Origin of the sequence: Amycolatopsis sp. WAC 04182, from assembly GCF_003947465.1 — a bacterium.
Taxonomy (GTDB): domain Bacteria; phylum Actinomycetota; class Actinomycetes; order Mycobacteriales; family Pseudonocardiaceae; genus Amycolatopsis.
The window spans coordinates 159,736-183,330 of the sequence record NZ_QHJJ01000002.1 but is presented as its reverse complement, the minus strand read 5'-3'; the positions used below and the strand labels follow the sequence as shown (position 1 = coordinate 183,330).

Sequence of the window (23,595 nt, the reverse complement as noted above, 5' to 3'; positions counted from 1 at the left end):
ACCGAACCTACCCCGACTTCGCTCGTTTGTCGAACGGGTGTTCGAGTGGCACGATGGTGCCCATGATCAACACAGCGAAGTCCGCTGACGGGACGCCGATCGCGTTCGAACGCCGCGGCGCGGGGCCGGTCGTGGTCGTCGTCGCGGGTGCGGGCAACGACCGGCGCGGTGACGAACCGCTGGTCGCGGAGCTGACGGCCGAGTTCTCCGTGGTGACCTACGACCGGCGGGGCCGGGGTGACAGCGGGGACATCGCGCCGTACGCGGTCGAGCGCGAGATCGAGGACCTGGCCGCGGTCGTCACCGCGCTCGGCGAGCCGGCGATCGTGCACGGCATTTCCTCCGGTGGCGCGCTCGCCCTCCTCGCCGCCGCGGCCGGTGTGCCGATGGCGCGGCTGTCGGTTTTCGAGCCGCCCTATCGCGGCGAAACGGAAGAAGTTCCCGAGGGGTACGCCGACGAGATGCGCGAGCTGGTCGCGGCGGACCGGTGGGACGACGCCGTCGCCCTGTTCATGATGTCCGCGGTCGGTGCCCCGGAGGAGGCCGTGGCCGAAGCGAAGGCGTCGCCGATGTGGGCCGAACTGCGGTCGTTCGCGCCCACGCTCGTTTACGACGCCTTCGTGATGAAGGACTCGAAGGTGCCCGGCGAGCTGGCGTCCACCGCGACACCCGTCCTGGTGGTGAACAGCAACGGCAGTACGGACTGGCTGAAGACCGCCGCTCTCGTCACCGCGAAGGTGGTCCCGGGAGCGCGGCAGGTCGGGCTGGACGGCGAGTTCCACAGTGTCCCGCCGGAACGGCTCGCGCCGGAACTCAGCGCGTTCTACCGGGATCCTCGGTAAGGCGCAGGTAGGCCGCGCCGCGCGGGGAGATCCGGTAGCCGACTTCGAGGCTGAGCGTGAGGCCGAGGTTCTTGAGCTTGCGGATGTCGACCTTCAGCGGATCCTTCTCGCGGCCGAGGAGGTCGGCGAGCTCCTGGGCGCGGCGTCCGGGATTGTCGTGGATGAGGCGCAAGGTCTCGTGCGTCCACGGGCGTCGCTTGTCCATCTTGGACAGTCGGCGGCGGATCCCCTCGAAGTCCTTTTCGGACAGTTCGGCGTCCGCGCTGAGCGCGCGCCGGGGATCGGGGCCGAGGTGGCGCAGGCCGATGCGGTACACCGGGGCGTCCGCGGGACCGCGCAGGGTGCCCCGCACCGCGTTCGCCGACTCCGCGCCGGACCGGCGGGCGTCGGCGTCGGTGATGGTGGCGGGGTCGGCGATCTCGACCGAGACCACCTCGATCACCCCGGCCTCCAGGCGCATCACGTCGCCCGGGTGGACGTTCTGTTTCGACCAGCGCCGGAAGGCCAGGTCGATCGTCCCGGCCGCCAGTCCTTCGAGGACCGTCAAGGAGAGGATCACCGTCGTTACCCAATCAGCGGGACGCCGGGGCGTCAACGTCTTGTCCGACGACGGTTCGTGCTCGTACAGTCGCAGCCTGGTCCTGGTCTGGACCAACACCGCCGCCCTGAGTGTGCAGGAGGCAGGATGCGGAGACGTCTTCGGACCGCCGGGGTGGTCGCGGCGGCCGTGCTCGGCCTGATCGCGTCGGCGATGCCGGCGAACGCCCAGGTCGGCACCGGGCCGTGGACGGCGGAGAACCCGTCGTTCAAGGTCCAGGAACGCGGTTGCGGCACCGTCGACGGGCTGAACTTCGAACTGACCTGCTCCACCGGAAGCGGGGATCAGCGCGCGGAACGGCGCTACGTGACCTACACCGGCGGGACCAGACAGTTCGAGGGTTCGTTCCGGATCACCAGCATGGCGGGCAGCCGGATCAGCCTGAAGCAGACCTTCCGCGACGCGCCGACCGCCGGGCCGTATTTCATGCTCGCGGTCGAACGCGGCGGGCGGCTCTACGCCGTCCACGGCGGGGACACCCTGGGGAGCGGGGCGACCGTCGGGACGTCCGTGCGGGTCAACACCGTGCACCAGGTCGGGAGCACGCACAAGGTGTACATCAACGGTTCGCTGAAGCAGACCGTGAGCAGCAGCGGCGGAAGCTACTACGACAAGTTCGGCGCCTATCGGACGGCGAGCGGCGCCGGGCCGGTCAAGGTGACCTGGAGCGGGATCAAGTTCTGGCGGAAGTAAGCCTCCGAGTCCGTGAAGGCCTCCTTCACTACCTTCAGGGTAGGTAAGGAGGCCTTCGCGGCAAGGGCCCGCGGCGCCACGCGTCGAGATCCGTCCACGCCTGGAGCGTCTGCCTGCTCTCGAACCGGCGGCGTTCCCCGGTGACCGGATCGGTGAACTCGAGGACCTTCGCCAGCAGTTGCAAGGGTTCGGTGAAGTCGTCGAGCGGGGTTTCGGTCAGTTCCGGGTAGAAGTCGTCGCCGAGGATCGGCAACCCGAGACCGCTCATGTGCAACCTGAGCTGGTGGGTGCGGCCGGTCGCGGGGATCAGGCGGTACCGGCCGAGGCCGTCGCGGTGCTCGATCAGCTCGACGCGCGTTTCGGCGTTGGGCGGGCCGTCGACCTCCTGCGCGGCGATGACCCCGCGTTCCTTGACGATCCGGCTGCTGATCTCTCGTGGCAGCGCGATATCCGGGTCGTACCGGGCGATCGCCTCGTATTCCTTGCGCACCAGGCGATCCGGAACATCGTCTGATACTTGCCGCGGACTTCGGGAGTGATCACGAACAGGATCAGCCCCGCGGTGACCCGGTCGAGCCGGTGCGCGGGACTGAGCTGCGGAAGGTCTAACTCACGGCGCAGACGGACCAGTGCGGTCTGCAGGATGTGCCGCCCGCGCGGGATCGTCGCGAGGAAATGCGGTTTGTCGGCGATCAGGAAATGCTCGTCGCGATGCACGACGGAGACCTCGAACGGCACGTCGACCTCGTCGGGCAGGTCGCGATGGAACCAGATGAACGAGTCCGGCACGAACGGGGAATCGACGCCCAGCGGCCCATCGAGTCCGACGATGCGCTCCTCCCGGAGCATCTCCTCGATCCGCTCGGGGGCGACCCGGGGGAGCCGCTCGACGAGGTGCTCCCGCAACGTCGTCCACGGCCCCTCGGCGGGCATCTTGAGCCTCGCGGGGTCGAGCCCGTGGCGGGGCGGGAGCGGCGGGCGGAGCTTGCGTCTCATCACCGCGCACTCTAGCCGCGACGGCTCATCCGTCCTGGTCGCGGGCGGCTTGCTGCGGGGCGCCGACGTGGCCCGGGGCGTTGCGAAAGCCACTTTCGCAACCCTCAACGTTGCGAAAGTGGCTTTCGCAACATCCCGAGGTTATCCACAGTGGGACTGGTGTGACGAGTTGTCCACAGGTCTGTGAAACGGGGCTAGCGCTCGATCGGTCGGTGCGCTGACGATCAAGGGGTGAAAACCGGAGACTGGGCCCGTGACCCCGAGGGGCTCTATCAACACAGCCGCGGTGGCGTGATCACCGTCGCCAGACTCGGGGAACTGGGCGTTCCGTCCATGACCTGCTATCGCCGGTGCCGTCCAGGGAAGCCGTGGCAACGGCTGTTGCCAGGTGTCGTACTGCTGAGTTCCGGCGTGCCGACGCGGCGGCAGTTGATCGATGCCGCGCTCTTGTACGCCGGGCCGGACGCCGTGGTGACGGGAGCAGTCTCCTGTCGGAGGCAGGGACTGCGGGGTATGCCGGACCATCCCTATCTCCTTCACCTTCTGGTGCCCCTCGAACACAAGGTGGGCAGTTCCGGGCACGTGCTCATCGAACGTACGACCCGGCTGCCACAGGCGATCGTGGTCGATGGAGTGCCGCTGGCACCGCTGGTCCGGTCGGTACTCGACTGCTGTCGTCGCCTCGGGTCGCGCCAGGATGTTTCCGCACTGCTGGCAGAGACGGTGCAACGAGGCACGAGCCTTCCGGAACTGTTCGCCGAACTCGATGCCGGAAGCAGCCGTGGAACCGCGATCCCGCGCGAGGCGTTGCACCGGATCGCCGACGGTGCCCGCTCCGCCGCTGAGGTCGACGCGATGAAGGTGTGGCGGATGAGCGGCTTGCCGGAACCGTTGTGGAATCACGAGTTGCGGGACGAGGACGGCGAGTACATCGCGACTGCCGACGGCTACTTCGTGGCGGCCGGCTTGGCCTGGGAGATCGATTCGTACGATTTCCACTTCGGCAAGCAGCAATACGCGGCGACGGTGGCGAGAAACGCCAGGTACGCCGCCGCGGGGATCGTCGTTCTCCAGACGTTGCCCAGCCGGTTGCGAACGGAGCCGAAGCGTGTTGCCGAGGAACTCGTGGCCGCGCACCGTGCCGCCGAGGCGCGTATGCGTCGGGCGGCCTGAACCCACGGCGGCTGCCGGCGGCGGTGTCGCGAAAGCCACTTTCGGGACATCAGACGTCCCGAAAGTGGCTTTCGCGACACCGGTCCGGCGGCGGAGGCAGGCACCGTGACGAAGAGAAGATCAGGGCTGGTTCCGGTACCGCGCGAGGTACCGCTCGGTCACGTCGGCTTCCGCGACCGCGACGGCCGCCGCGCGCGTCCGGCGGCCGATGCCCGGCGGGAAGCCGTTCTTGGCGAGCCGGTGCTCGATGCTCTCCTCCATGTAGGCCATCGAGTAGAAGTACGCGACGAGCGCGGCCATCAGCACGATCGCCAGCCGCAGGGTGAGCGGGCCGGGCAGGAGCAGCCACACGGCGCAGAGCGGGGCGATCATCACCGTGCTGCGGGCGACGTGCCGCCAGCGCCAGCTTCCCGTGGTCGCGTCGTGGAGGATCCAGTCGTGGTAGCGCTCGGGCAGCCTGCCGCCGAGTGAGTACCACAGCCAGCGGAACACGTCCGGGCGCTTGCGGGGCATCGGGCGACTCCTTCCGTCGATGCTCTCACAGTACACTAATGATTAGTACGCTAAACGTTAGCGTGACGGCTAGGATCGGCGGCATGAACTCGGAGGGGCCGGAGATGAAGTCGATCGATCTGGGCGAGGATCCACTCGCGCTGGAACGTCAGGTGTGTTTCGCGCTGTCGGTCGCGTCGCGCAGCGTCATCGCCATCTACCGTCCGCTGCTGGAACCTCACGGGCTCACCCATCCGCAGTACCTGGTCATGCTGGCGCTGTGGGAGCGGGGCCCGCAGGCCGTCAAGGACTTGAGTGTCGCTCTGCGTGCCGAGCCCGCGACGTTGTCACCGCTGCTCAAGCGCCTGGAGACGATCGGTTACGTCACGCGCAGGCGCAGCTCCGAGGACGAGCGGTTGCTGACGGTCGAGTTGACGGAATCCGGTCGCGCGTTGCGCGCGGAGGCGGAAAAGATCCCGTACCGCGTCGTGGAGAAGCTCGGGATGGAGGTCTCCGAGCTGGAGGCGCTCCACAAGGCACTGACCCGCGTCATCGAAGCCACGGCTTGAGCGAACCGAAACCGTGGTGTGACGAAATGAGGGTGTGAAGCCGCTCCGGGGTGGGTAATTCCCGTCACGCCAACTCAAAGTGACAGGAAGATGAGGGACCGTGACCACCTCGACCCCCGCGCCCACGGAAGCAGGTCTGGAGCTCAAGACCAGGCTGAACGCCTACTTGGAGGACGTGGCCGCGGCCTTGGGGATACGGATGGACGCGTGCACGGTCGACCTCGCCGGTCCGGTCACCGCCAGGATGAGGCTGAACTGGCGTCTTCCCGGGTTCCCCGAGCGCGATGTGGACCTGATGTGGCACGAGGAGCACGGCTGGTCCGCCGCCGTGGCGACGCATTCGGGCGACGATCACCATGTCGTCGTCGCCTACCTCGGCGGCCGGACGGTGGCGTCGCAGCCGAGGCTGGTCGCCAGGTTCGCCGAAAGCCTGCGCGCCGGCGAACACCAGGACTGCTGGCCCGGCGCGCCGACGTTGCGCACCGCCGGCGGGCCGTCCGCGCTCGCCAAGGAACTTTCCGCCTGGGCCTGATCACCCGGGCGGGGCGAGCACGACGTCGAGCGCGATCGTGATCTCCCTGCCGATCAGGAACCTCGGCGCGCGGAGACCGATCGCCAGCCGGTCGAAGACGGCGGCGGCGACCACCCGCCAGGTGCCGTCGCCGTTGTCCTCCGGCCCGGTCGCGGTCACGGTCAGGAGGCAGGATTCGCCTCGCGCGCCGAGGGAGCCGTGGACCGACCACTCGCCCGGGCCCCCTTCGACCCGGTCGGCCGCGAAGGTCAGGACGGGATGCGCGTCGATCGCCAGCAGACCGGGTTTGCGCAGGTCGGCGTCGCGTTTGGCGTTGCCGGTGTCGATGCCGTCGAGGTCCAGCGCGGCTTCGACGGCGGCCACACCGTCCGCGGAGACGCGCACCGAACCCAGACTGACCGGGATCGAGCCGCGGACCACGCGGAAGCCGAAGTTCCGGACGCTGAACGTGGCCGAGGTCCGTTCGGCGAGCACGGCCCAGGTGCCGACGCGCGCGGACGTCCCGGCGGTCATCGCGGCTCACCCACCAGGCCGAGCGAGGGCAGGGACGTGTGGAGCACGCGGTGGACGTCGATCCGGTCCGGGCCCGGCAGCAGCGCGGGATCCTCGCCGGGCAGCAACTCGGTGCTCATGATCGTCTTCTGGACGGCCTCCATCGCTTCGATCGACTCGGTGAAGCCGAGGATGAGGCCGGACCGGTCGTCGGCGGTCAGGGCGTACAAGCCGCCGACCCCGTCGAGTCCCCGAACGGCGGGCCGGATCCGTTCGCGCCCGCCGAACCGGGCGGCGTCGGCCTGGGCCTGGGTGAGCGGCCGGTCGAACCAGGTCGCCTGCGCGATCCTGGGCTCGGCGGCGCCGCTTTCGACGTCGGAGACCTCGTAGACGCGGGCGTCGAAGGTGCCGGGGGTGCGGCGGTCGGCGGCGGCGAGCGCGGACCCGCGGTCGCGCCACAACGCGACGACGAGCCCGGTCAGGCCGCCGACCTGGGCGAGGGTGCAGGTGCCCGGTGATCCGGTGCCGGGGTGGAGATCTGCGGCGAGGGCGTGGCCCCAGCCCTCGGACTCGTCGGCGTGCGAACGCCGGAATTGGTGCACGGTGGCGTACATGGGCTTTCCTTTCCGTCGGACACGCCGACTCTGCGCTGACGGCCGCCGCCGGACATCAGTGCCAGTACGCAGTGCGGTACGGAATCGGGCCCGCGGAGCGATACTCCTTCCGTGAACCGGGAACCGTTCGTGGGCAGGGCGGCTGAACTGGCGATCCTGCGCGGCAGGCTCGCGGACGCCGCCGCGGGTTCCGGCGGGCTCGTGCTCGTCTCGGGACCGCCCGGGATCGGCAAGACCCGGCTGGTCGAGGAGGCCGTGTCCGACGTGGCCGCCGTCGTGTGGGGCCGGTGCGCCGACGATCCGGGCGCGCCGCCGCTGTGGCCGTGGCGGCGCGTCGTCGAGGCCCTGCCGTCGGTCGATTCGGCCGTGACGGCCGCTTTCGCCGAGACCGAGGGCGCCGCCGACGTCCAGGCCGCACGGTTCCGGCTGGTCGCCGCCGCGTCGGACGCGCTGGTGGCCGCCGCCGGACCGGCGGGCCTGGTCGTCGTCCTGGAGGATCTGCACTGGGCCGACGAGGCGTCCCTGCGCCTTCTTCGGCATCTGGCGGGGGAGCTGCGGCGCTCGAAGCTGGCCGTGATCGCGACGCATCGGGACACCGGGCACACGCCCGCGCTGGACGCGGCCCTGCCGGATCTCCTGCGCCGTCCGGGAGCGCGGAGCATCTCGCTGCCGCCGTTGGCCGAGCCCGAGGCTCGGGCGCTCCTCACCGGGCTGGCGGAGGAAGAAGCACGCGAGGCGTATCGCCGCTCCGGCGGGAATCCGCTCTATCTCGGCGCGATCGCGCGTTCGGCGGGTGGATCGGAACTCGGCCACCTCGTGCGTGCCACGGTGGCGGGCCTCGCATCCTCGGTGCGGCGGCTGCTCGCGATCGCGGCGGTGATCGGCGAGGACGTCGAAGCCGCCCTACTCGCCGAGGTATCCGCACTGTCGCTCGAAGAGGTGGCAGACGGGCTCGATCGAGCCGCGAAGGCCGGGGTGCTGCGCGAGGGGCGGTTCGCGCACGCCGTCGTCCGCGACGGGATCTACGCGGATCTGGGGCAAACCGAGCGGGAAGCGTTGCACGGTCGCGTCGCGGCCGCGCTCGAAGCACACGCCCGGCGTGATCCTGCGCTCGCCGGGACGGTCGCGGGGCACTGGCTGCGCTCGGCGTCCGCGCCGGTGAAGACGGCGGAGTGGGCGGCGATCGCGGCCGCGGAAGCGAACCGGGCGCTGGCCTTCGACGAGGCCGCGCGCTTTCTCGCGATCGCTCTGGACGCCAGGGCGAAGGCCGGTCTGTCCGAAGTGGACCGTGCCGGTCTCCTGCTCGACCTCGCCGTCGCCGAATACCGGACTGGCCGGTTCGCGCGGAGTCTCGACCATGCCCGGCGCGCCGCCGACGCCGGGCTGCTCGCCCGCGCGGCGCTGGTGGTCCGCGACGTCGCGGCGCCGGATCTCCTGCCAGGGATCCGTGATCTGGCCACCCGCGCGCTCGCGGCGGACGGCGTCGACCGCACGACGCGGGCACGTCTGCTTGCGCACAGCGCTTCGGTGGAAGCCGACTACGGCCGGTTCGCGGAAGCGGGGAAACTCGCGGACGAGGCCTTCGCGCTCGCTGAGGAATCAGGTGATCCCGAAGCGCTGATCGACGCCGTCCGCGCCCGGATGAAGGTCGCACCGGAAAAGCTGCCGCTCCCCGAAAGGCTGCGGCTCGGAGCGCTGGCGGCCGAGCTGGGGGCGCGGACCGGGCAGCCGCTGGTTTCCTTGTGGGGCCACAAATGGCGGATCGACGCGGCCCTGGAGGACGGGCGGATGGCGCTCGTCGACGACGAACTCGTCGCGGTGACGACACTGGCCCGGTTGACGAGACTGCCACTGGTCCGCTGGCACGACCTGCGGCTGCGCAGTTCGGTGCTGGCGTTGCGCGGAGACCTGGCCGAGGCACGCGCGCTCGACCTCGAGGCGGAGGACCTGGCGGACACCGAACTCGCGGACGACTTCTCCGCGAAAGGGATGTCCTACGCCTTCCGCACCCAGCTCGTGCTGCTCACGGGTGATCCCGGCGATCTCCGCGGGGATTACGCGAGCCTGCTGGAGCGGGCCCCGCATCTGCCGGTCACCTTGGTCTCGCGGCCGTTGCTGAGCCTGCTCATGGGCGATCTCGACGAGGCGAGGGTCCGGTACGAGCAGGTGGTCCCGCTGGTGCGTAGCCCGGAGTTCGCCGTGCACGCCACCGGCGCGCTGCCCAACCTCGTGCCGCTGGTCGAGGCCTTCCACGACACCGAGATGGCGGAATACCTGTTGCGGCGCCTCGAAGAAGTACGGCCGATCGCGGCAGGCGGCGCCGGCGTCTTCTGCACCGGCTCGACCCTGGAGCAGCCCGCCCGCCTCAATGCCGTCCTGGGCCGTCACGACGAGGCTGTGCGGTTGTACGAGCGGACGATCGCCGTCAACGAAGGCATCGGCGCGCGGCCCGGGGTCGCCCAGGCGAGGTTGCTGCTCGCCGAAACACTGGTCGCCCGGGGCGATCTCGTTCGCGCGCAAGGGATCGCGCGCGACGCGCTCGCCGAGTTCCGGCGACTGGCCATGCCGGGGCCACTCGCGCGGGCCGCGGCGCTGCTCGACCGGATCCGTGCCGGACGCCGCGCCGCCGACCCGCTGACCGGGCGGGAACGCGAGATCGTCGCCCTGCTCGCCGACGCGCTGAGCAACCGCCGGATCGCCGAGAAGCTGGTGCTTTCCGAACGGACGGTGGAAAGCCACGTGCGGAGCATCCTGGCGAAACTGGGCCTGGCGAACCGGACCGAGGTCGTCGCGTGGGCGAGCAGGGAAGGCCTCAGGGACTGACGGTCAGCTTGCCGAGGATGCGCGCGACGACGGCGTCGAGGTTGTCCTCGAGGAAGAAGTGACCGCCCTCGAACACCTCCATCTCGAACGAGCCGGTGGTGTGCTCGCGCCAGTTTTCGACGTCCGGCAGGTGCAGGACCGGGTCCGCGTTCCCGGCGAGCGCCACGACCGGGCAGCTCACGTCGGGGCCGGGCCGGTAGCGATAGGTCTCGACGGCCTTGTAGTCGCCGCGCAGCGCGGGCAACGCCAGCGCGCGGATGTCCGGGTCGGCGAAGATCGTGGGATCCGTGCCGCCGAGACGGCTGACCTCGTTGAGGAACGTGTCGTCGTCGGCGAGGTGATGCGACTTCTCCTTCTGCACGTCCGGACCACGACGGGCCGAGACGAACAGCGCGGCGGGCACGACGCCTCGCGCTTCGAGCCGACGGGCGACCTCGAAGCCGACGATCGCGCCCATGCTGTGCCCGAAGAGGGCGAAGGGTTTCGGGAGCGCGGCGGCGACGTCCACCAGTTGCTCGGCCAGAAGGTGGATGTCGTCGATGACCGGCTCGCCCATCCGGTCCTGTCGCCCCGGGTACTGGGCGGTGTGCACCTCGACCGTGGGCGAGAGGGCCGCCGAAAACGAGCGGTACGCGCTCGCCGATCCGCCCGCGTGCGGGAAGGCGAGGAGCCGCATCCCGGCCGACGGCGCCCGATGGAAGCATCGCGTCCAACTGCTCGGAGCCTGTCCTGCCATCGAAAAATCCCCCAATCCGTGCGGGAACGGCCCGCACGACACTGGAATGTACGGGGGATTCGCGGAATGCGTCCATGCTTGTGCGGGGTTGTTCACGCTGGGAACACCGTGGAAGGGAGCGAGTGTGGCGGAGGACTTGAAGATCAGGATCGGTGCCGGGCTGGGGACCGGGACGGCGCCCGGCGAGTTCGGGGCCGCGGTCGACCTGCTGGAGCGGGCGGGCGTCGACTCGCTCTGGCTGCCCGAGGCGGTGTACTCGCCGAGGATCGACCCGGTCGTCGGGCTGACGCACGCGCTCGCCCGCACCACGAAACTGAAGGTCGGCACCGGGGTGATGGTGCTGCCCGGCCGTGACCCGGTCCTGGTCGCCAAACAACTCGCCTCCCTCGCCGCGCTCGCGCCGAAACGGGTCCTGCCGGTCTTCGGGCTGAAGCCCGCGCGCGACGCGGAACTGCCGTTGTTCCCGGTGCCGCAGGGCCGCCGCGCCGCGGTGTTCGACGAGTCGTTGCGGCTGCTCAGGGCCTTGCTGGAACAGGAAGAGGTGACCTTCCACGGCGAGTTCTTCCGCGTCGAGGGCACGGGTCTCGGCATGCGGCCGGTCAAGCGGCTCGACCTGTGGCTCGGCGGGAAGGCGCCGGGCGCGCTGCGGCGGGTCGGCAGGCTCGCGGACGGCTGGCTGGCCAGTTTCCTCACGCCGGAGGAGGCGCGTGCCGGCCGCGAGGCGATCCAGGAGGCCGCGGCCGAGGCGGACCGCGAAATCGAGGCCGACCATTTCGGCATCAGCCTCGTCGTCGCGGAGGACGGGATCCCGGACGCGCTCGCGGCTTCGCTCGCGGCCAGGTCCGACGCGGACACGTCCCGGCTGATCGCGGGAAGCTGGAGCGCCGCCCGCGACCTGATCGCCGAGTACGTCGACGCCGGGCTGAGCAAATTCGTGCTGTACCCGGCCGGGCCGGAGCCGATCGAGCGGTTCGTCGAGAACTTCGTCGAGCACGCCGTGCCGCTGCAGAACTAGTCGAACTTCAGCTCTTCGGTCCGCCGAGGCATCAGCAGCAGCGCGCCGACGCTGAGCACGGCGACCACCAGCATCGCCAGGAAGACGTGGTGCGTGGCGTCCGCGAGGGCGCCGCGCACGAACGTCGTCGTCGGGGTGTCCGGGCCGTGGCCCTCCAGGACGACACTGGTCGCGTCGACCCCGGACGGCAGGCCGGTGACCCCCGCGGGCGGGCTGGCGAAGCGGCTCGCCAGGGTGGCGTTCGCGATCGCGCCGAAGATCGCGACACCCACGGCGCTGCCCAGCGACCGGCTGAACATGTTGGTCGCGGTGACGACGCCGCGGCGTTCCCACCCGATCGTGGACTGCACGGCGATCAGCGTCGGGCTCGACGCCAGGCCCAGCCCCAGCCCGAGGACGAACGCGGCCGAGGCCGCCAGCCAGATCGACGACCCCGCCGTCAGGAACACCGTGAGCGCCGCGCCCGCGATGACGATCCCGCTGCCGATCAGCGCGGTGTCCCGGAACCCGATCCGCATGTAGACCCGGCCCGCCAGCGACGCCGAGATCGGCCAGCCGACGGTCAACGCCGCCAGCGCGAATCCGGCGACGAGAGCGCCGGTGCCGAGCACGCCTTGCGAGAAGGTCGGCAGATACGAGGTGAGGCCCATCAGCAGCATGCCGACGACGACGGCGATCAGGTTCCCGCCGATCAGGGTCCGTTTGGTGAAGATCCACAGCGGCAGCACGGGCTCGTTGGCCTTGCGTTCCACGAACACGAACACCGCCAGCAGCACCACCGCGCCGCCGAAGATCGCCAGGCTCGGCGCGGACGCCCAGCCCCAGGCGACCCCGCCCTCCAGCAGGCCGAGGATCAGCAGCGAACAGCCGAGGGTGAGCAGCGTGGCGCCGAGGTAGTCGATGCGGTGCGAGCGGCGTTCGACGCGTTCGCGGAAGTTCCGGAACAGCATCCACGCCGCCAGCGCGCCGAGCGGCAGGTTGATGAAGAAGATCCAGCGCCAGTCGAGGTACTCGGCGAACACTCCGCCCAGCGTCGGCCCGACCACCGACGAGATGGCCCACACGCTGGCGAGATAGCCCTGCACCCTGGCGCGTTCCTCGACCGTGTACATGTCGCCGACCATGGTCAGCGCGATCGGCTGGATGGCGCCCGCGCCGATGCCCTGCACCGCGCGGGCGGCGATCAGCACCGGCATGCTCCAGGCCGCGCCGCAGAGCACGGAGCCCACCAGGAACGCCGCGATCCCGAAGAACATTACCGGCCGCCTGCCGAGGACGTCGGCGAATTTGCCGTACAGCGGGACGGTGACCGCCTGGGTCAGCAGGTAGATCGAGAACAGCCACGGGAACTGCGAGAATCCGCCCAGATCGGCGACCACCGAGGGCACCGCCGTGGCGATGATGGTCGAGTCCAGCGCGATCAGGCCGGAACACAGCATCACGGCGATCAGGACAGGGCCGCGTTCGGACCGGAAACCGACCCCTTCCTTCGCGGTGACCGGGGCCGGGGTGGTCATCTGTGACGGTCTCCTCGGGCTCATGAACGACGTCAACTACTTCGCATGGGTAAGCATTCCACGGAGACACCCGGTCATGGGACCGATTTTTTCCGTGAGCTATCCCGCAAAATGGATCGGATGAGCACCTGGATCCGCCCGATCGGCCGCGGCTGGGCCGTCCGCGACAGCGTCCCCGGCCCCGACGTCGACGAGTTCGCCGACCCGGGCCGGGTGGAGGCCGCGCTCGCCGGGGCGCACGGCGACAGCCTGCTGGCGGTCCAGCACCCGGCGAGGACGCCGGCCGCGCTGGCGGGCGGCCTCTCGATCGAGGCGGCGTTGCCGCAGGCCAGGGCGACGTTCGAGCGGATCCGGGAGCGGCACTATCGCCCGGTCGCCGACGTCGTCGCGCCGTATCGCATCGACGGGCCGGACGGGGTCGCGCTGGGCGTGCTGTGCCTGGTCGATCCGGCCGCGGTCCGGGACGACGGGGTGACCCGGGTGCGGCACACCGAGGACGTCTATCCGGATGTCGTCGCGGAGCGGGCGGCGATGCTGGCCGGGCTCGGTGTCGCGACGAGTGCCGCGATGCTGGTGCCCGCGACCGGCGGCCGGGAGCTGACCGCGCTGATCGAGCGGTTCTGCCGGGGTCAGGTGCCGAGCTTGTCCACAGTGGACGGCCCGGGGCGCAAGCACGAACTGTGGCTCGCCGGTCCCGGCCCGGCCCAAGACGAACTGCTGGCGGCGCTGGACGAGCTGGATCTCCTGGTCGCGGACGGCAATCACCGGGTCGCGGCCGCTGCGGCGTCGGGGCGTGGCGCGTTGCTCGCGCTGGTCACCGGCGGGCCTGGGCTGCGGATCGGGCCCATCCACCGGGTGCTCGCCGGCACCGGACTCGGCCCGGCCACCCTGGTCCGGCGCTGGACGGAGGCGGGGTTCGACGTCCATCCCGGCCCGCCGGGGCCGCCCGCCGAGCCGGGCGAGGTGACCGTGCTGGCGGGCGAGTCGGCGTTCCGGGTGACGCTCGGCAAGGCGGGCGGCGACCACTCGGTGGTGGAGCAGGAGCTGCTTCGCGGGGTGCTCGGTGTCGACCCGGAAGGGCCGAACGTGCGTCCGTTGCTGCCGGGCGCGCCGGTGCCCGAAGACGCGGACGCGGTATTCCTGTTGGCCCCGGTCCCGTACGCGGAGGTGCTCGCCGTGCACGCGGCCGGATCGCGGATGCCGAGGAAGGCCACCTACTTCACGCCGAAACCGCGGAGCGGGCTTCTGCTGGCCGAGCTGTGATCTCGCGCTTTTGTCGGTGACGCGGCCTAGGATCGGCCTCGTGGACCTGCCCGTGATGCCACCCGTCAAGCCGATGCTGGCCAAGGCCGTGCACGAACTGCCCCGCACGCCGGGGCTGCTGTACGAGCCGAAGTGGGACGGCTTCCGCTGCGTGGTCTTCCGCGACGGCGACGAGGTCGTGCTGGGCTCGCGCAACGACAGGCCGCTGACGCGGTACTTCCCCGAGCTGGTCCAGCTGCTCAAAGACGCCCTGCCCGAGCGCTGCGTCGTCGACGGCGAGATCGTGCTGGTCACCGAGGGCGGTCTCGACTTCGAGACACTGCAGCTGCGCCTGCATCCGGCGGCGTCCCGGGTGAACAAACTGGCCGAGGAGACGCCCGCCAGTTTCGTGGTGTTCGACCTGCTCGCGCTGGACGACCGGGATCTGACGCCCGAACCGTTCGCGGAGCGGCGGAAGCTGCTCGAAGGCGTCGTCGACACGAAGTTCGCCCGGGTCCACCTCACCCCGCTGTCCGAGGATCCCGACGTCGCCCAGGACTGGTTCACCCGGTTCGAGGGCGCGGGTTTCGACGGCGTGATGGCCAAACCCGCCGACGCGCCGTACGAACAGGACAAGCGGGTGATGTGGAAGGTCAAGCACCAGCGGACGGCGGACTGCGTCGTCGCCGGGTTCCGGTGGCACAAGGACGGTGTCGGCGTCGGGTCGCTGCTGCTCGGGCTCTACAACGACGAAGGCGTCCTGCACAGTGTGGGCGTGGCCAGCAGTTTCACCGCCGCGAGGCGTCGTGAGCTGGTGGACGAGCTCGCGCCGCTGCGGGAGAACGCGCTGGAGAACCATCCGTGGCGCGAGTGGGCCGAGACCCACGAGGAGGCGGGCGGGCGCATGCCGGGCGCGGGCAGCCGGTGGGCGCCGCAGAAGGACCTGAGCTGGGAGCCGCTCCGCATCGAATGGGTCGCCGAAGTCCGCTACGAACACGTCGAGGGCACGAGGTTCCGCCACGGCGGGAGGCTCGTGCGCTTCCGCCCCGACCGCGAACCCGCCTCGTGCACGTACGCACAGCTCGAAGAGGTCCCGCCCGCCGAGCTGGCCACTTTGTTCACCGAGCTGGGGGAAACATGAAGGCAGAGCCGGTCACGCTCGACCTCGACGGCGTCGAGTTAACGGTGTCCAATCCGGGCAAGGTCTACTTCCCGGAGCACGGCGAGACCAAACTGGACCTCGTCGAGTACTACCGCGCGGTCTCGGTCCCGCTGCTGGCGCAGCTCGGCGGCAGACCTCTGCTGCTGGAACGCTATCCCGACGGCGCGGGCGGGAAGTCGTGGTTCCAGAAGCGGGTCCCCAAGAACGCGCCCGGCTGGCTGACCACGACGGTGGTGTCCACCCCGAACGGGACCACGTCGGACGCGCTCGTGGCGAAGGACCTCGCGCACATCATCTGGGCGGTGAACCAGGGCTGCCTCGGTTTCCACGTCTGGCCGAACCGGGCCGACGCGCTGGACATCAGCGACCAGCTCCGCATCGACCTTGACCCGTCGCCCGGAATCGGGTTCCCCGAACTGCGGCACGGCGCCATCCTGGCGAAGGCGTTGCTCGAGGAACTGGGCATCACCTCGCAGCTGAAGACCTCGGGCTCACGCGGCCTGCATCTTTACGTGCCGCTGGAACCGAAATGGGACGGCTACGAGGTCCGCGCGGCCGCCGTCGCGCTCGCCCGCGAACTCGAACGCCGCCACCCGGCGGAGATGACGGCGCAGTGGTGGAAGGAAGAACGCGGCTCCCGCGTGTTCGTCGACTTCAACCAGAACGCGCCGCACCGGACGGTGTTCGGCGCGTGGTGCGTGCGCCCGCGGGTCGGCGGTCAGGTGTCGACGCCGATCGGTTGGGACGAACTGGAGACCGTCGAGCCGGACAAGCTCACGCTGTCCACTGTGCCCGCTCTGCTCGCCGAACGTGGAGACCCTTGGGAGGGAACGAAACCGCAGTCGATCGAGCCGCTGCTCGAAATGTCCGGAAAGGACATGGCGGACGGAATGATGGACGCGCCCTGGCCGCCCGTCTACCCGAAGATGCCGAACGAGCCGCCCCGGGTCGCGCCGAGCAGGGCCAAGAAAGACAGCGTTTAGTCCTCTGAACGCGCGGGATCAGAGCGGCAGGTCGAAGGCGAGTTGCGTGTTCGCGGTGGGTTCGGCCTTGCGGGTGGACCGGTGGCCGGGGAGGGTCGCGGCGCAGCGGGGGCACGGGGCGACGTCGGTGGTGGTGAGATCCACCGGCGTCCACAGCCGGGATTCCTTGTCCCCGCAGGCGGAACGCCGGTAGCGGAGGTCTTCGGAGCGGGTCATCAGATGCGCGGCGGGGGAGTCCTCCGGCAGCGCGCCGACCAGGTACCAGCGTCCGGCGGTGTTCGTCATGGAACTGTCCTCCCGATACAGGTGGTCCAGCTCGAGATTCCTTCCGCAGGCCAGTGTCAACGAGACTCGCCGCGATTCCCGGTATTTCGGCCTTTCGGCGTGTCTGGGAGCGTAACTCGCGTGATCGGGAAGGCGATTCAGTCCTGGATGAATCGCAGCACGCGCAACATGCCCCGGTCGTCGACGGCCTCGGGATCGTCCGCGACGCAGGCCTCGAGGCGCGCGGTGACGGCGTCGGTGTCGATCCCCGAGCCGATCAGCACCAGTTCGCTCCGGCGCGGCAGGCCGGCGGGCCACGCCGACCGGTCCAGCTGGATGAAGGAGCCGACGGTGTGCAGCCCGAACCGGGACCGCGGGCCGTTCGGGCCGAAGTCGAGGAAACCCTTGATCCGGTAGAGCCCGCCGGGGCGCTGTTCGAGGAAGTCCATCAGCCGTCGCGGGTCCAGCGGCCGTTCGCTGGTGAAGGCGACGCTGTCGTACGCGGTGTGGAAATGGTGCTCGTGGTCGTGTTCCTCCTCGCGGAGGTCGTCGAACGACAGTTGGCCCACTCGTTCGCGCGGCCGGGCGTCGAAGAACAGGGTGGGGTCGATCCGGCCGTGGGAGGTCGCGATCACCGGCGTGCCGGGCGCGATCTCGTCGATCGTGCCGCGCAGTTTGGCCAGGGTGTCCTCGTCGGCCCGGTCGGTCTTGTTGAGCACGACGAGGTCGGCGAACCCGAGGTGCTCGTCCAGTTCCGGATGCCGCTTCCTGGTCGCCTCGAACTCGGCGGCGTCGACGAGCTCGACCAGCCCGCCGTAGGCGATGGCGGGGTTCTCGCTGGCGATCATCAGGCGGATGAGGTCCCGCGGTTCGGCGAGTCCGCTGGCCTCGATCACGATGACGTCGATCCCGGCCTCGGCCTCGGAGAGCTTCGCGAGCATGGCGTCGAGCCCGCTCGCGTCGACGGCGCAGCACAGGCAGCCGTTGCCGAACGACATCATGGTGTCGACCTGGCCGGAGACGGCCATCGCGTCGACCGCGATACTGCCGAAGTCGTTGACCACGACCCCGATCCGCGCGCCCTGCCGGTTGGCCAGCAGGTGGTTGAGCAGGGTGGTCTTGCCGGAGCCGAGGAAGCCCGCGACCAGGATGACCGGAATCCGCCTGTCGACCACGATTTTCCTTTCCGTCGGAGCTCCCCGCACTCTAGCGACGGCGGGAGGGGGCCAATACACCGGTACGGGGAAAGAGTAGAAGGGGTCGCTGTCGAATACGCTCGAAAGAGTGATTAGCGACGATCATAAAGTGATCTTGGCGGGACGTGATCATTTCGCGTGGTGCAATTCGGTGAATATCCCGCGAAGTCGTACGCAATTCCAAATATTGTCGTCCGCAAGCTTTTCAGCTGCTGAAATGTCATCGACGGCGAAGCTTCTGCCATTTGGAGGATCGTGGCCGTCTTGCCGTGGGGTATCGTCTTTCGTCTGGTCCGGACCCGGCCATCTCGCCGAACAGGCATGATCCCTCCGGCCATTTCCGAGTGCAGGAGGAATGGTGATCGTTCCCGCCGCCGGTCCCGGTGTCGAATTCGGAGAGTGGGAAGCCGAGGTGGCGACGGCCTCCATGCGGGTGACGGATATCCCTCGCTTGCCTCCGGAGGCGGCGGCGCGGGAACGGAGCGTGGACATCGCCGAGGCGGAGGACTTCCTCCGGCTCTTCCACACCGAAACGGGCGGTGGGCCCCCGCGGTTGCGCGAGCGCCTGGACCGCGTCCGTGCCGAGATCGGCGCGACCGGCACGTATCGCCACACGACGGCCGAGGTCGAGTTCGGCGCGCGGGTGGCCTGGCGGAATTCCGCCCGGTGCATCGGCAGGCTGTACTGGCAGGGGCTGAGGGTGCGGGACCGCCGTGACGTCGTCGGGGCCGCCGCCGTCGCCGAGGAGTGCGTCACCCATTTGCGGGAGGCGACCCGAGGTGGCCGGATCCGCCCGACCATCACCGTGTTCGCGCCGGACGGTCCCGAGGGGCCCGGTCCGAAGATCCACAACGACCAGCTCGTCCGGTACGCCGGCTACCGGCTGAGCGACGGCTCGGTGCTGGGCGATCCGCGCTACGCCGACTTCACCGAGACCGTCCAGGAGCACGGCTGGCGCCCGCCCGAGCGCAAGGGCTCGTTCGACGTCCTTCCGCTGCTCATCGAGTCCGGGCCGGGGGAGCGGCGGCTGTTCCGGCTGCCGCAGGACGCCGTGCTGGAGGTCCCGCTGGCGCATCCCGACCATCGCTGGTTCTCCGGGCTCGGGCTGCGTTGGCACGCGGTACCGGCGATCAGCGACATGCGGCTGGTCATCGGCGGGATCACCTACCCGGCGGCACCGTTCAACGGCTGGTATCTCGCCACCGAGATCGGCGCGCGCAACCTGGCCGACACCGACCGCTACGACCTGCTGCCGGTGATCGCGGATCTGATGGGCCTGTCGACGAAGTCGGAACGCACGCTGTGGCGGGACCGCGCGCTCGTCGAACTGACGCTGGCCGTCCAGCACTCCTTCGACGCGGCGGGCGTGACCGTCGCCGACCACCACACCGAATCGCGGCGGTTCCTCACGCATATCGCGAAGGAGGAGCGGGCGGGACGCCGTTGCCAGGCTGACTGGAGCTGGATAGTCCCGCCGCTGTCCGGCGGGCAGACCGCCGTGTTCCACCGCTACTACGACGAACCCGATCCGGCGGCGAGACCGGCGTTCCTGCCTCCCGGGTAGCGCTCCGACGGGTGAAGAGGTGAGCCGAATGCGGCGTGTCGATGGGCCGGACAGTGGCACGGCAGACGGCCGCGCGGACAATGGCGGCATGACCGCAGTGCTCGTCGCCCACGCCGGCAAATCCGGCGGGACAAGGGAGATCGCCGAGGTGATCGCCGCCGAACTGCGCGAAAGCGGTCTGACGGCCGATCTGCTGGACGCGGCCGAAGTCGAGGACGTCGAACCGTACGGCGCGGTGATCGTGGGGAGCGCGCTGTACCACCGGCGCTGGCGGCCGGAGGCGGTGCGCCTGCTCACCGAGCACGAAGAGGCGCTCCGGAACCGGCCGGTCTGGTTGTTCCACAGCGGGCCGTGCGGGCCGCTCGCCGCGGGCAAACGGGTGAGCCTGCCCGCGGGGGTCGCCCTGCTGGCCGCGAGGATCGACGCCGAGCGCACGGCCACCTTCGGCGGCAGGCTCACCCCGGCCACCGCGAGCGGCCTGATCTGGAAGATCATGGCCGCGGGCCCGTGGGCGGGCGACTTCCGTGACTGGCCGTCGATCCGGGCGTGGGCCCGCGACGTCGGCCGCCGGGTACGCATCCGGGTAGCACTGTGAAAGACCGTTTCGTCGGTGCCCTGCCGTAAGGTGCCCTCATGGACAAACGGTTCACTGCGACGCTGGTCAAGAGCCCGGAGAAGGGCGGCTGGACGTACGTGGTCATGCCCGGCTCCGCCGAATTCTTCGGCACCAAGGGGCTGGTGAAGGTTCGCGGCACCGTCGACGGGCATCCGTTCCGGAGTTCGTTCATGGCGCTGGGCGACGGCACCCACAAGCTTCCGGTGAAGGCCGACGTGCGCAAGGCGATCGGCAAGGAAGAGGGCGACACGGTGGAGGTCGTCCTGCTCGAGCGGCTGGAGGGCTGAGTGGCCGCGGAGTGGAAGCCGTCCCCGGTCATCAAGATCTACGAGGCACTCGGCGCGGTCGCCGACGGGCGGGTCGAGATCGACGGCGACACCGCGCGGGTCGCGTCGTCGGACAGGGCCAAGACGTACGACGTCCGCCATGATCCGGCGGCGGGGTCGATCACGGCCAACGACAACGGGTCCTACTGGCAGGGCTATCTCGGGTACCCGGGCATCGCGTACTTGATGGAGCGCGGCGTGCTCGCCTACGACAGCGGCCTCACCGCCGGGCTGGCCGGGGTGCCGTGGAAGGAACTCGCCACCGAGTACCGCAACGACTGGGCGAAGGTCGAGAAGCACGTCCGCGAGGACTTGGCCGCCAAGGGGGTGGATCTGGACCGGTTCGACGCCGGGATCGCGGAGATCTCGAACGGGCTGGAGAAGTTGGCGCTCACCAAGCTTTCCCCTCGGCAGCGTCCGCCGAAGTGATGCTTCACGCGAGTAGGCCTTGAGTGGCGCCCGATTTGGGGCATTCGCAAGGGGGTCGTGAGTGGCAAAGAAGGTTCTAACCCTCTTTGCCACTCACGACCCCAGGTGAAAACCGTGCTTATGGGCCTGAATGGGACAACTTTCGGTCGGCGGGTGTCCCTTGTGGACGCTCACGACCAAGGCCCAGGTGTCAGCCGCAGTGTTCCGACGGGCTGTTGTACGCCGTCCCGCCCGCGGATCCGCCCCACTTCACGCATTTGCCCGCCGCGGCCGCCCGCACCGGGCCGGCGAACCACGAGAACGACCCGGAGTCGGTGATCCGGGACGCCCCCGCCACTTCGAGGTAGGCCGACGTCGCGGTCGCGGTGCCCGCGGACTCGCTCTTCATCGTGCTGACACAGTTCTGCCCGTTGGAAGCGTTGTAGGACAGGTAAACCGTGCCCGCCGTCCCCAGCGGCGCGGAGTCGATCACGCCGTATCCGCCGCCGCACACCGGGGCGCCGAGGGTCGTCTCGGTGACGGTGGAGAAGCGGATGGTCTCGTTGGCGTTCCCCGCCGGGCCCGCCTCGTACAGCACGCCGACCGAACCCGAGGACAGCTGGACCATGTCGGAGTACGCGGCGTCACCGCTCCACACCAGTGTTCCGGCGGAGTTGCCCTGCCAGTTCGCGCCCTCGTCGAACGACGACCGCACGACGAGTTCCTTGCGGCGGTCGCAGACCGACGGCGCGGCGAACAGGATGCGATTGTACTTGCCCGCCTTGTCGGTCGCGGTCATCCGCGCGGTCGAGGCCTGCACCACCGGGGTGATCAGGTCCTCCTCGAAGGTGAACTTGGTCGAGAAGCTCGCCCCGCCGTCGGAGCTGATGGCGTAGGCGCGGTTCTTGGCGCCACCGCTGAGGCATTTGTCGTCGTTGTTGGCTTGGTTGCGCGCCGCGGCGTAGACCCGGCCGTCGAGCAGTTCGGTGACGCTGATCTCCTGCGGGTTCAGCTCGACCGACGCCGCCGGGGTGTCGGTGGCGCCGCGCTTCCAGGTGACGCCCTGGTCGTCGCTGTAGATGAGCGCGCCACTGTTCTTGCCGTCGACGGTGTAACTCATTCCGGCGACGATCCGGCCGGCGTGCGCGCCGCGGGTCAGCACGATGCCGTGCGACGGGCCGGTCGCGAGCCAGCCCGGCGCGCTGCTGAACCCGAGCTGCGTGGTGAGCACCTTAGGCGCGGTCCACGTCTTGCCGTGGTCGTCGCTGATCGAGACGCGCGGAATCCGGTTGCAGTCGGGGTTCTTGACGCATTCCATCACCGAGAGCAGCACGATCCGCCCGGTGGACGGGATCACGATCGGCGTCGGATTTCCTTTGGTGTCACCGAAACCTTCGATGACGACCTTCGGGGCGCTCCAGGTCTTGCCGTTGTCGGCGGAACGTTTCACGACGAGGTCGATGTCACCGCGGTCGTTGCAGAAGCTGGCTCCGCCGTTGCGGCCCTCGGCGAACGCGAGCAGTTCGCCGTTGTTCGCCTTGACGACGGCGGGGATTCTGAAGCAGTCGTAACCTTCTGTTTTCTGCTTGTACACCAACGTGTTCCCGACCGCGGCGGTCGAGAACTGGTCGCCGGTGGCCGGCGCGGCGAGGGAGGTGGCCGGGGCTGCGCCGACCGCCGCGGTGGCGACGAGGGCCGCGAACAGGCCCTGTGCGACGCGGGAGATCTTCACGGGAGTGTCTCCGTCCTGGATTCGGTTCAGGTGACGGGACATGAGAGTCCTTCCGGGGCGTACAAGACGCGTACAACCCGGGTTCGTGCTTTGTGTCAGATGACGCAGAGCGGCGGGACGATCCCTGCCAAGCTCGGTCCCGTCGGACACGGCGCGAGATCGGCGGGGAGGCCGATGAAGGTGATCGATCCGGAGAGGGTGAGGGGCGATCGATCACCGGTTCGTGTCGTGGCGCCGGTGGGTCCGGCCGTTGGCGGGACCCACCGGCGGTTGCCGGCTCAGTGGTCGTCGGGCGCCAGCTGCCTGAGGTCGTGGACGCTCCGCACGACCAGCCGCTGGCGGCCGGTGCTGAGCAGCCCGTCGGCGCGCAGGGTCCGCAGGGTCCGCGCGACGGCTTCCCTCGACGCGGACGCGAGCCCGGCCAGGTCGCGCTGGCTGATCCGCAGGGCGATCAGCGTGCCGTCGGCGACGGGCACGCCGTACCGCTCCGCGAGGTCGACGAGGATCGCGGCGATCCGTTCGGCGGCGGTGCTGTCCCCGAATTCGGTGCGGCGCGAATTGGCGTAGCGCAGGCGGGAGGTGATGATCCGCAGCAGCACCACCGAGATGCCAGGATGCTCGCGGAGCACGGCGTTGAACGCGCGCGAGGACAGCCACAGCCCGGTGACGGGCTCGACGGCGATGGCCGTGGCCGAGCGCAGGCTGCCGTCCATCGACGCCATCTCGCCGATGATGTCGCCCGGATCGCGGACGGCCAGCACGGCGTCGTAGCCGCCGGTGGACACCGAGGTGATCTTGACCCGCCCGGTCATCAGGATCAGCACCCAGTCCGACCGGTCGCCCTCGCGGATGATCACCGTACCCGCCGGGTACCGGCGCAGTTCGGCCGCGGCACGCAGCGCCTTGCGCTGGCCGTCGTCGAGCAGCTCCCAGAGCCTGCCGGGTGGATCGTGCGGCGCCGCCGCCGGCTGTGTCATGCCTTTTCGTCGCCTCCGTGCGCGATCGTACGA

The 23,595-nt window shown here is 69.9% G+C and carries 24 protein-coding genes and 1 pseudogene; 14 read left to right on the top strand and 11 right to left on the bottom strand.

All coding sequences use genetic code 11. The features are described 5' to 3' along the window. Positions 1-62: 62 nt before the first annotated feature. Positions 63-842, top strand: coding sequence for an alpha/beta fold hydrolase (locus DMH01_RS08055; protein ID WP_233621445.1), 780 nt, complete (start codon positions 63-65; stop codon positions 840-842). Here the strand turns inward: DMH01_RS08055 and DMH01_RS08050 are convergent. Beyond that, the gene (locus DMH01_RS08050) at positions 814-1,401 is read right to left on the bottom strand and encodes a hypothetical protein (RefSeq protein WP_125674741.1); all 588 of its coding nucleotides are present in this window, start codon (positions 1,399-1,401) and stop codon (positions 814-816) included. The genes DMH01_RS08055 and DMH01_RS08050 overlap by 29 nt on opposite strands. Before the next feature lie 126 nt (positions 1,402-1,527). On the opposite strand from DMH01_RS08050, the gene DMH01_RS08045 reads away from it, so the two are divergent. Further along, a complete protein-coding gene (locus DMH01_RS08045) occupies positions 1,528-2,133 on the top strand; it encodes a hypothetical protein (RefSeq protein WP_125674739.1) in 606 nt (201 codons plus the stop codon). A 34-nt stretch (positions 2,134-2,167) separates the two neighbouring features. Here the strand turns inward: DMH01_RS08045 and DMH01_RS08040 are convergent. Beyond that, a pseudogene (locus tag DMH01_RS08040) lies at positions 2,168-3,129 on the bottom strand (RluA family pseudouridine synthase). 231 nt (positions 3,130-3,360) lie between these two features. On the opposite strand from DMH01_RS08040, the gene DMH01_RS08035 reads away from it, so the two are divergent. After that, a complete protein-coding gene (locus tag DMH01_RS08035; RefSeq protein WP_199745403.1) occupies positions 3,361-4,302 on the top strand; it encodes a hypothetical protein in 942 nt (313 codons plus the stop codon). A gap of 120 nt (positions 4,303-4,422) precedes the next feature. Here the strand turns inward: DMH01_RS08035 and DMH01_RS08030 are convergent, their stop codons facing one another. Then, positions 4,423-4,815: a DUF5313 domain-containing protein gene (locus DMH01_RS08030; protein WP_125674737.1), complete on the bottom strand. Its 393-nt coding sequence runs from the start codon at positions 4,813-4,815 to the stop codon at positions 4,423-4,425. Positions 4,816-4,919: 104 nt separating this feature from the next. Here DMH01_RS08030 and DMH01_RS08025 point away from each other — a divergent pair, with 104 nt between their 5' ends. Continuing rightward, positions 4,920-5,363 carry a MarR family winged helix-turn-helix transcriptional regulator gene (locus DMH01_RS08025; RefSeq protein ID WP_073847073.1) on the top strand — a complete coding sequence of 148 codons (444 nt, stop codon included), beginning with the start codon at positions 4,920-4,922 and terminating at the stop codon, positions 5,361-5,363. A 100-nt stretch (positions 5,364-5,463) separates the two neighbouring features. Further along, the gene (locus DMH01_RS08020) at positions 5,464-5,895 is read left to right on the top strand and encodes a DUF6292 family protein (RefSeq protein WP_125674735.1); all 432 of its coding nucleotides are present in this window, start codon (positions 5,464-5,466) and stop codon (positions 5,893-5,895) included. On the opposite strand, the gene DMH01_RS08015 is transcribed toward DMH01_RS08020, so the two are convergent. Continuing rightward, positions 5,896-6,408, bottom strand: coding sequence for a YceI family protein (locus DMH01_RS08015; protein ID WP_125674733.1), 513 nt, complete (start codon positions 6,406-6,408; stop codon positions 5,896-5,898). It abuts the gene before it with no gap. After that, entirely contained in the window at positions 6,405-7,001 is a 597-nt protein-coding gene (locus DMH01_RS42935; protein WP_199745402.1) for a hypothetical protein, read from the bottom strand. Before DMH01_RS42935 ends, DMH01_RS08015 begins: the two co-directional genes overlap by 4 nt. A 111-nt stretch (positions 7,002-7,112) precedes the next feature. Between DMH01_RS42935 and DMH01_RS08005 the strand changes: the two genes are divergently transcribed. Further along, complete coding sequence (locus tag DMH01_RS08005) at positions 7,113-9,824, top strand: AAA family ATPase (RefSeq protein ID WP_125674731.1); 2,712 nt, start codon at positions 7,113-7,115, stop codon at positions 9,822-9,824. Here the strand turns inward: DMH01_RS08005 and DMH01_RS08000 are convergent. Further along, a complete protein-coding gene (locus DMH01_RS08000; protein ID WP_199745401.1) occupies positions 9,814-10,560 on the bottom strand; it encodes a thioesterase II family protein in 747 nt (248 codons plus the stop codon). The two genes, DMH01_RS08005 and DMH01_RS08000, sit on opposite strands and share 11 nt — an antisense overlap. Positions 10,561-10,684: 124 nt before the next feature. Between DMH01_RS08000 and DMH01_RS07995 the strand changes: the two genes are divergently transcribed. Then, on the top strand, positions 10,685-11,575 hold the full coding sequence (locus DMH01_RS07995; RefSeq protein WP_125674729.1) for a TIGR03854 family LLM class F420-dependent oxidoreductase: 891 nt from the start codon (positions 10,685-10,687) through the stop codon (positions 11,573-11,575). Here the strand turns inward: DMH01_RS07995 and DMH01_RS07990 are convergent. Then, positions 11,572-13,092 carry an MDR family MFS transporter gene (locus DMH01_RS07990; protein WP_125674727.1) on the bottom strand — a complete coding sequence of 507 codons (1,521 nt, stop codon included), beginning with the start codon at positions 13,090-13,092 and terminating at the stop codon, positions 11,572-11,574. The genes DMH01_RS07995 and DMH01_RS07990 overlap by 4 nt on opposite strands. Positions 13,093-13,203: 111 nt before the next feature. Here DMH01_RS07990 and DMH01_RS07985 point away from each other — a divergent pair, with 111 nt between their 5' ends. Genes DMH01_RS07985 through ligD form a run of 3 tightly spaced genes read left to right on the top strand, consistent with a single transcriptional unit; the run spans position 13,204 to position 16,479 of the window. Further along, positions 13,204-14,355, top strand: a complete 1,152-nt coding sequence (locus tag DMH01_RS07985; protein ID WP_125674725.1) for a DUF1015 family protein — start codon at positions 13,204-13,206, stop codon at positions 14,353-14,355. A gap of 40 nt (positions 14,356-14,395) precedes the next feature. Next, entirely contained in the window at positions 14,396-15,475 is a 1,080-nt protein-coding gene (locus DMH01_RS07980) for an ATP-dependent DNA ligase (RefSeq protein ID WP_199745400.1), read from the top strand. Further along, entirely contained in the window at positions 15,472-16,479 is a 1,008-nt protein-coding gene (gene ligD / locus DMH01_RS07975; RefSeq protein ID WP_125674723.1) for a non-homologous end-joining DNA ligase, read from the top strand. Before DMH01_RS07980 ends, ligD begins: the two co-directional genes overlap by 4 nt. An 18-nt stretch (positions 16,480-16,497) precedes the next feature. Here the strand turns inward: ligD and DMH01_RS07970 are convergent, their stop codons facing one another. Then, positions 16,498-16,764 (bottom strand): hypothetical protein, encoded by a 267-nt coding sequence (locus DMH01_RS07970; protein ID WP_125674721.1) that lies wholly within the window; start codon positions 16,762-16,764, stop codon positions 16,498-16,500. Between the two features lie 137 nt (positions 16,765-16,901). Then, on the bottom strand, positions 16,902-17,918 hold the full coding sequence (locus DMH01_RS07965; protein ID WP_125674719.1) for a GTP-binding protein: 1,017 nt from the start codon (positions 17,916-17,918) through the stop codon (positions 16,902-16,904). A gap of 376 nt (positions 17,919-18,294) precedes the next feature. On the opposite strand from DMH01_RS07965, the gene DMH01_RS07960 reads away from it, so the two are divergent. The 4 genes from DMH01_RS07960 (at position 18,295) to DMH01_RS07945 (ending at position 20,874) form a co-directional block, all read left to right on the top strand. Then, positions 18,295-19,503 (top strand): nitric oxide synthase oxygenase, encoded by a 1,209-nt coding sequence (locus tag DMH01_RS07960; RefSeq protein WP_199745399.1) that lies wholly within the window; start codon positions 18,295-18,297, stop codon positions 19,501-19,503. Between the two features lie 88 nt (positions 19,504-19,591). Beyond that, positions 19,592-20,098 carry a flavodoxin domain-containing protein gene (locus tag DMH01_RS07955; RefSeq protein ID WP_125674717.1) on the top strand — a complete coding sequence of 169 codons (507 nt, stop codon included), beginning with the start codon at positions 19,592-19,594 and terminating at the stop codon, positions 20,096-20,098. A gap of 38 nt (positions 20,099-20,136) precedes the next feature. Further along, positions 20,137-20,406: a DUF1905 domain-containing protein gene (locus tag DMH01_RS07950; protein WP_034322891.1), complete on the top strand. Its 270-nt coding sequence runs from the start codon at positions 20,137-20,139 to the stop codon at positions 20,404-20,406. Next, the gene (locus tag DMH01_RS07945) at positions 20,407-20,874 is read left to right on the top strand and encodes a hypothetical protein (protein WP_125674715.1); all 468 of its coding nucleotides are present in this window, start codon (positions 20,407-20,409) and stop codon (positions 20,872-20,874) included. Between the two features lie 190 nt (positions 20,875-21,064). Here the strand turns inward: DMH01_RS07945 and DMH01_RS07940 are convergent, their stop codons facing one another. Both DMH01_RS07940 and DMH01_RS07935 read right to left on the bottom strand, forming a co-directional pair. Beyond that, positions 21,065-22,585 (bottom strand): exo-alpha-sialidase, encoded by a 1,521-nt coding sequence (locus tag DMH01_RS07940; RefSeq protein ID WP_125674713.1) that lies wholly within the window; start codon positions 22,583-22,585, stop codon positions 21,065-21,067. Positions 22,586-22,863: 278 nt separating this feature from the next. Next, entirely contained in the window at positions 22,864-23,562 is a 699-nt protein-coding gene (locus DMH01_RS07935; RefSeq protein WP_125674711.1) for a Crp/Fnr family transcriptional regulator, read from the bottom strand. Positions 23,563-23,595: the final 33 nt, after the last annotated feature.

Coding starts and splice junctions, on each gene's coding strand:
- DMH01_RS08055 (WP_233621445.1), top strand. CDS start 63: ATGATCAACACAGCGAAGTCCGCTGACGGGACGCCGATCGCGTTCGAA.
- DMH01_RS08045 (WP_125674739.1), top strand. CDS start 1,528: ATGCGGAGACGTCTTCGGACCGCCGGGGTGGTCGCGGCGGCCGTGCTC.
- DMH01_RS08030 (WP_125674737.1), bottom strand. CDS start 4,815: ATGCCCCGCAAGCGCCCGGACGTGTTCCGCTGGCTGTGGTACTCACTC.
- DMH01_RS08025 (WP_073847073.1), top strand. CDS start 4,920: ATGAAGTCGATCGATCTGGGCGAGGATCCACTCGCGCTGGAACGTCAG.
- DMH01_RS08015 (WP_125674733.1), bottom strand. CDS start 6,408: ATGACCGCCGGGACGTCCGCGCGCGTCGGCACCTGGGCCGTGCTCGCC.
- DMH01_RS42935 (WP_199745402.1), bottom strand. CDS start 7,001: ATGTACGCCACCGTGCACCAATTCCGGCGTTCGCACGCCGACGAGTCC.
- DMH01_RS08000 (WP_199745401.1), bottom strand. CDS start 10,560: ATGGCAGGACAGGCTCCGAGCAGTTGGACGCGATGCTTCCATCGGGCG.
- DMH01_RS07990 (WP_125674727.1), bottom strand. CDS start 13,092: ATGACCACCCCGGCCCCGGTCACCGCGAAGGAAGGGGTCGGTTTCCGG.
- DMH01_RS07985 (WP_125674725.1), top strand. CDS start 13,204: ATGGATCGGATGAGCACCTGGATCCGCCCGATCGGCCGCGGCTGGGCC.
- ligD (WP_125674723.1), top strand. CDS start 15,472: ATGAAGGCAGAGCCGGTCACGCTCGACCTCGACGGCGTCGAGTTAACG.
- DMH01_RS07970 (WP_125674721.1), bottom strand. CDS start 16,764: ATGACGAACACCGCCGGACGCTGGTACCTGGTCGGCGCGCTGCCGGAG.
- DMH01_RS07960 (WP_199745399.1), top strand. CDS start 18,295: ATGGTGATCGTTCCCGCCGCCGGTCCCGGTGTCGAATTCGGAGAGTGG.
- DMH01_RS07955 (WP_125674717.1), top strand. CDS start 19,592: ATGACCGCAGTGCTCGTCGCCCACGCCGGCAAATCCGGCGGGACAAGG.
- DMH01_RS07950 (WP_034322891.1), top strand. CDS start 20,137: ATGGACAAACGGTTCACTGCGACGCTGGTCAAGAGCCCGGAGAAGGGC.
- DMH01_RS07935 (WP_125674711.1), bottom strand. CDS start 23,562: ATGACACAGCCGGCGGCGGCGCCGCACGATCCACCCGGCAGGCTCTGG.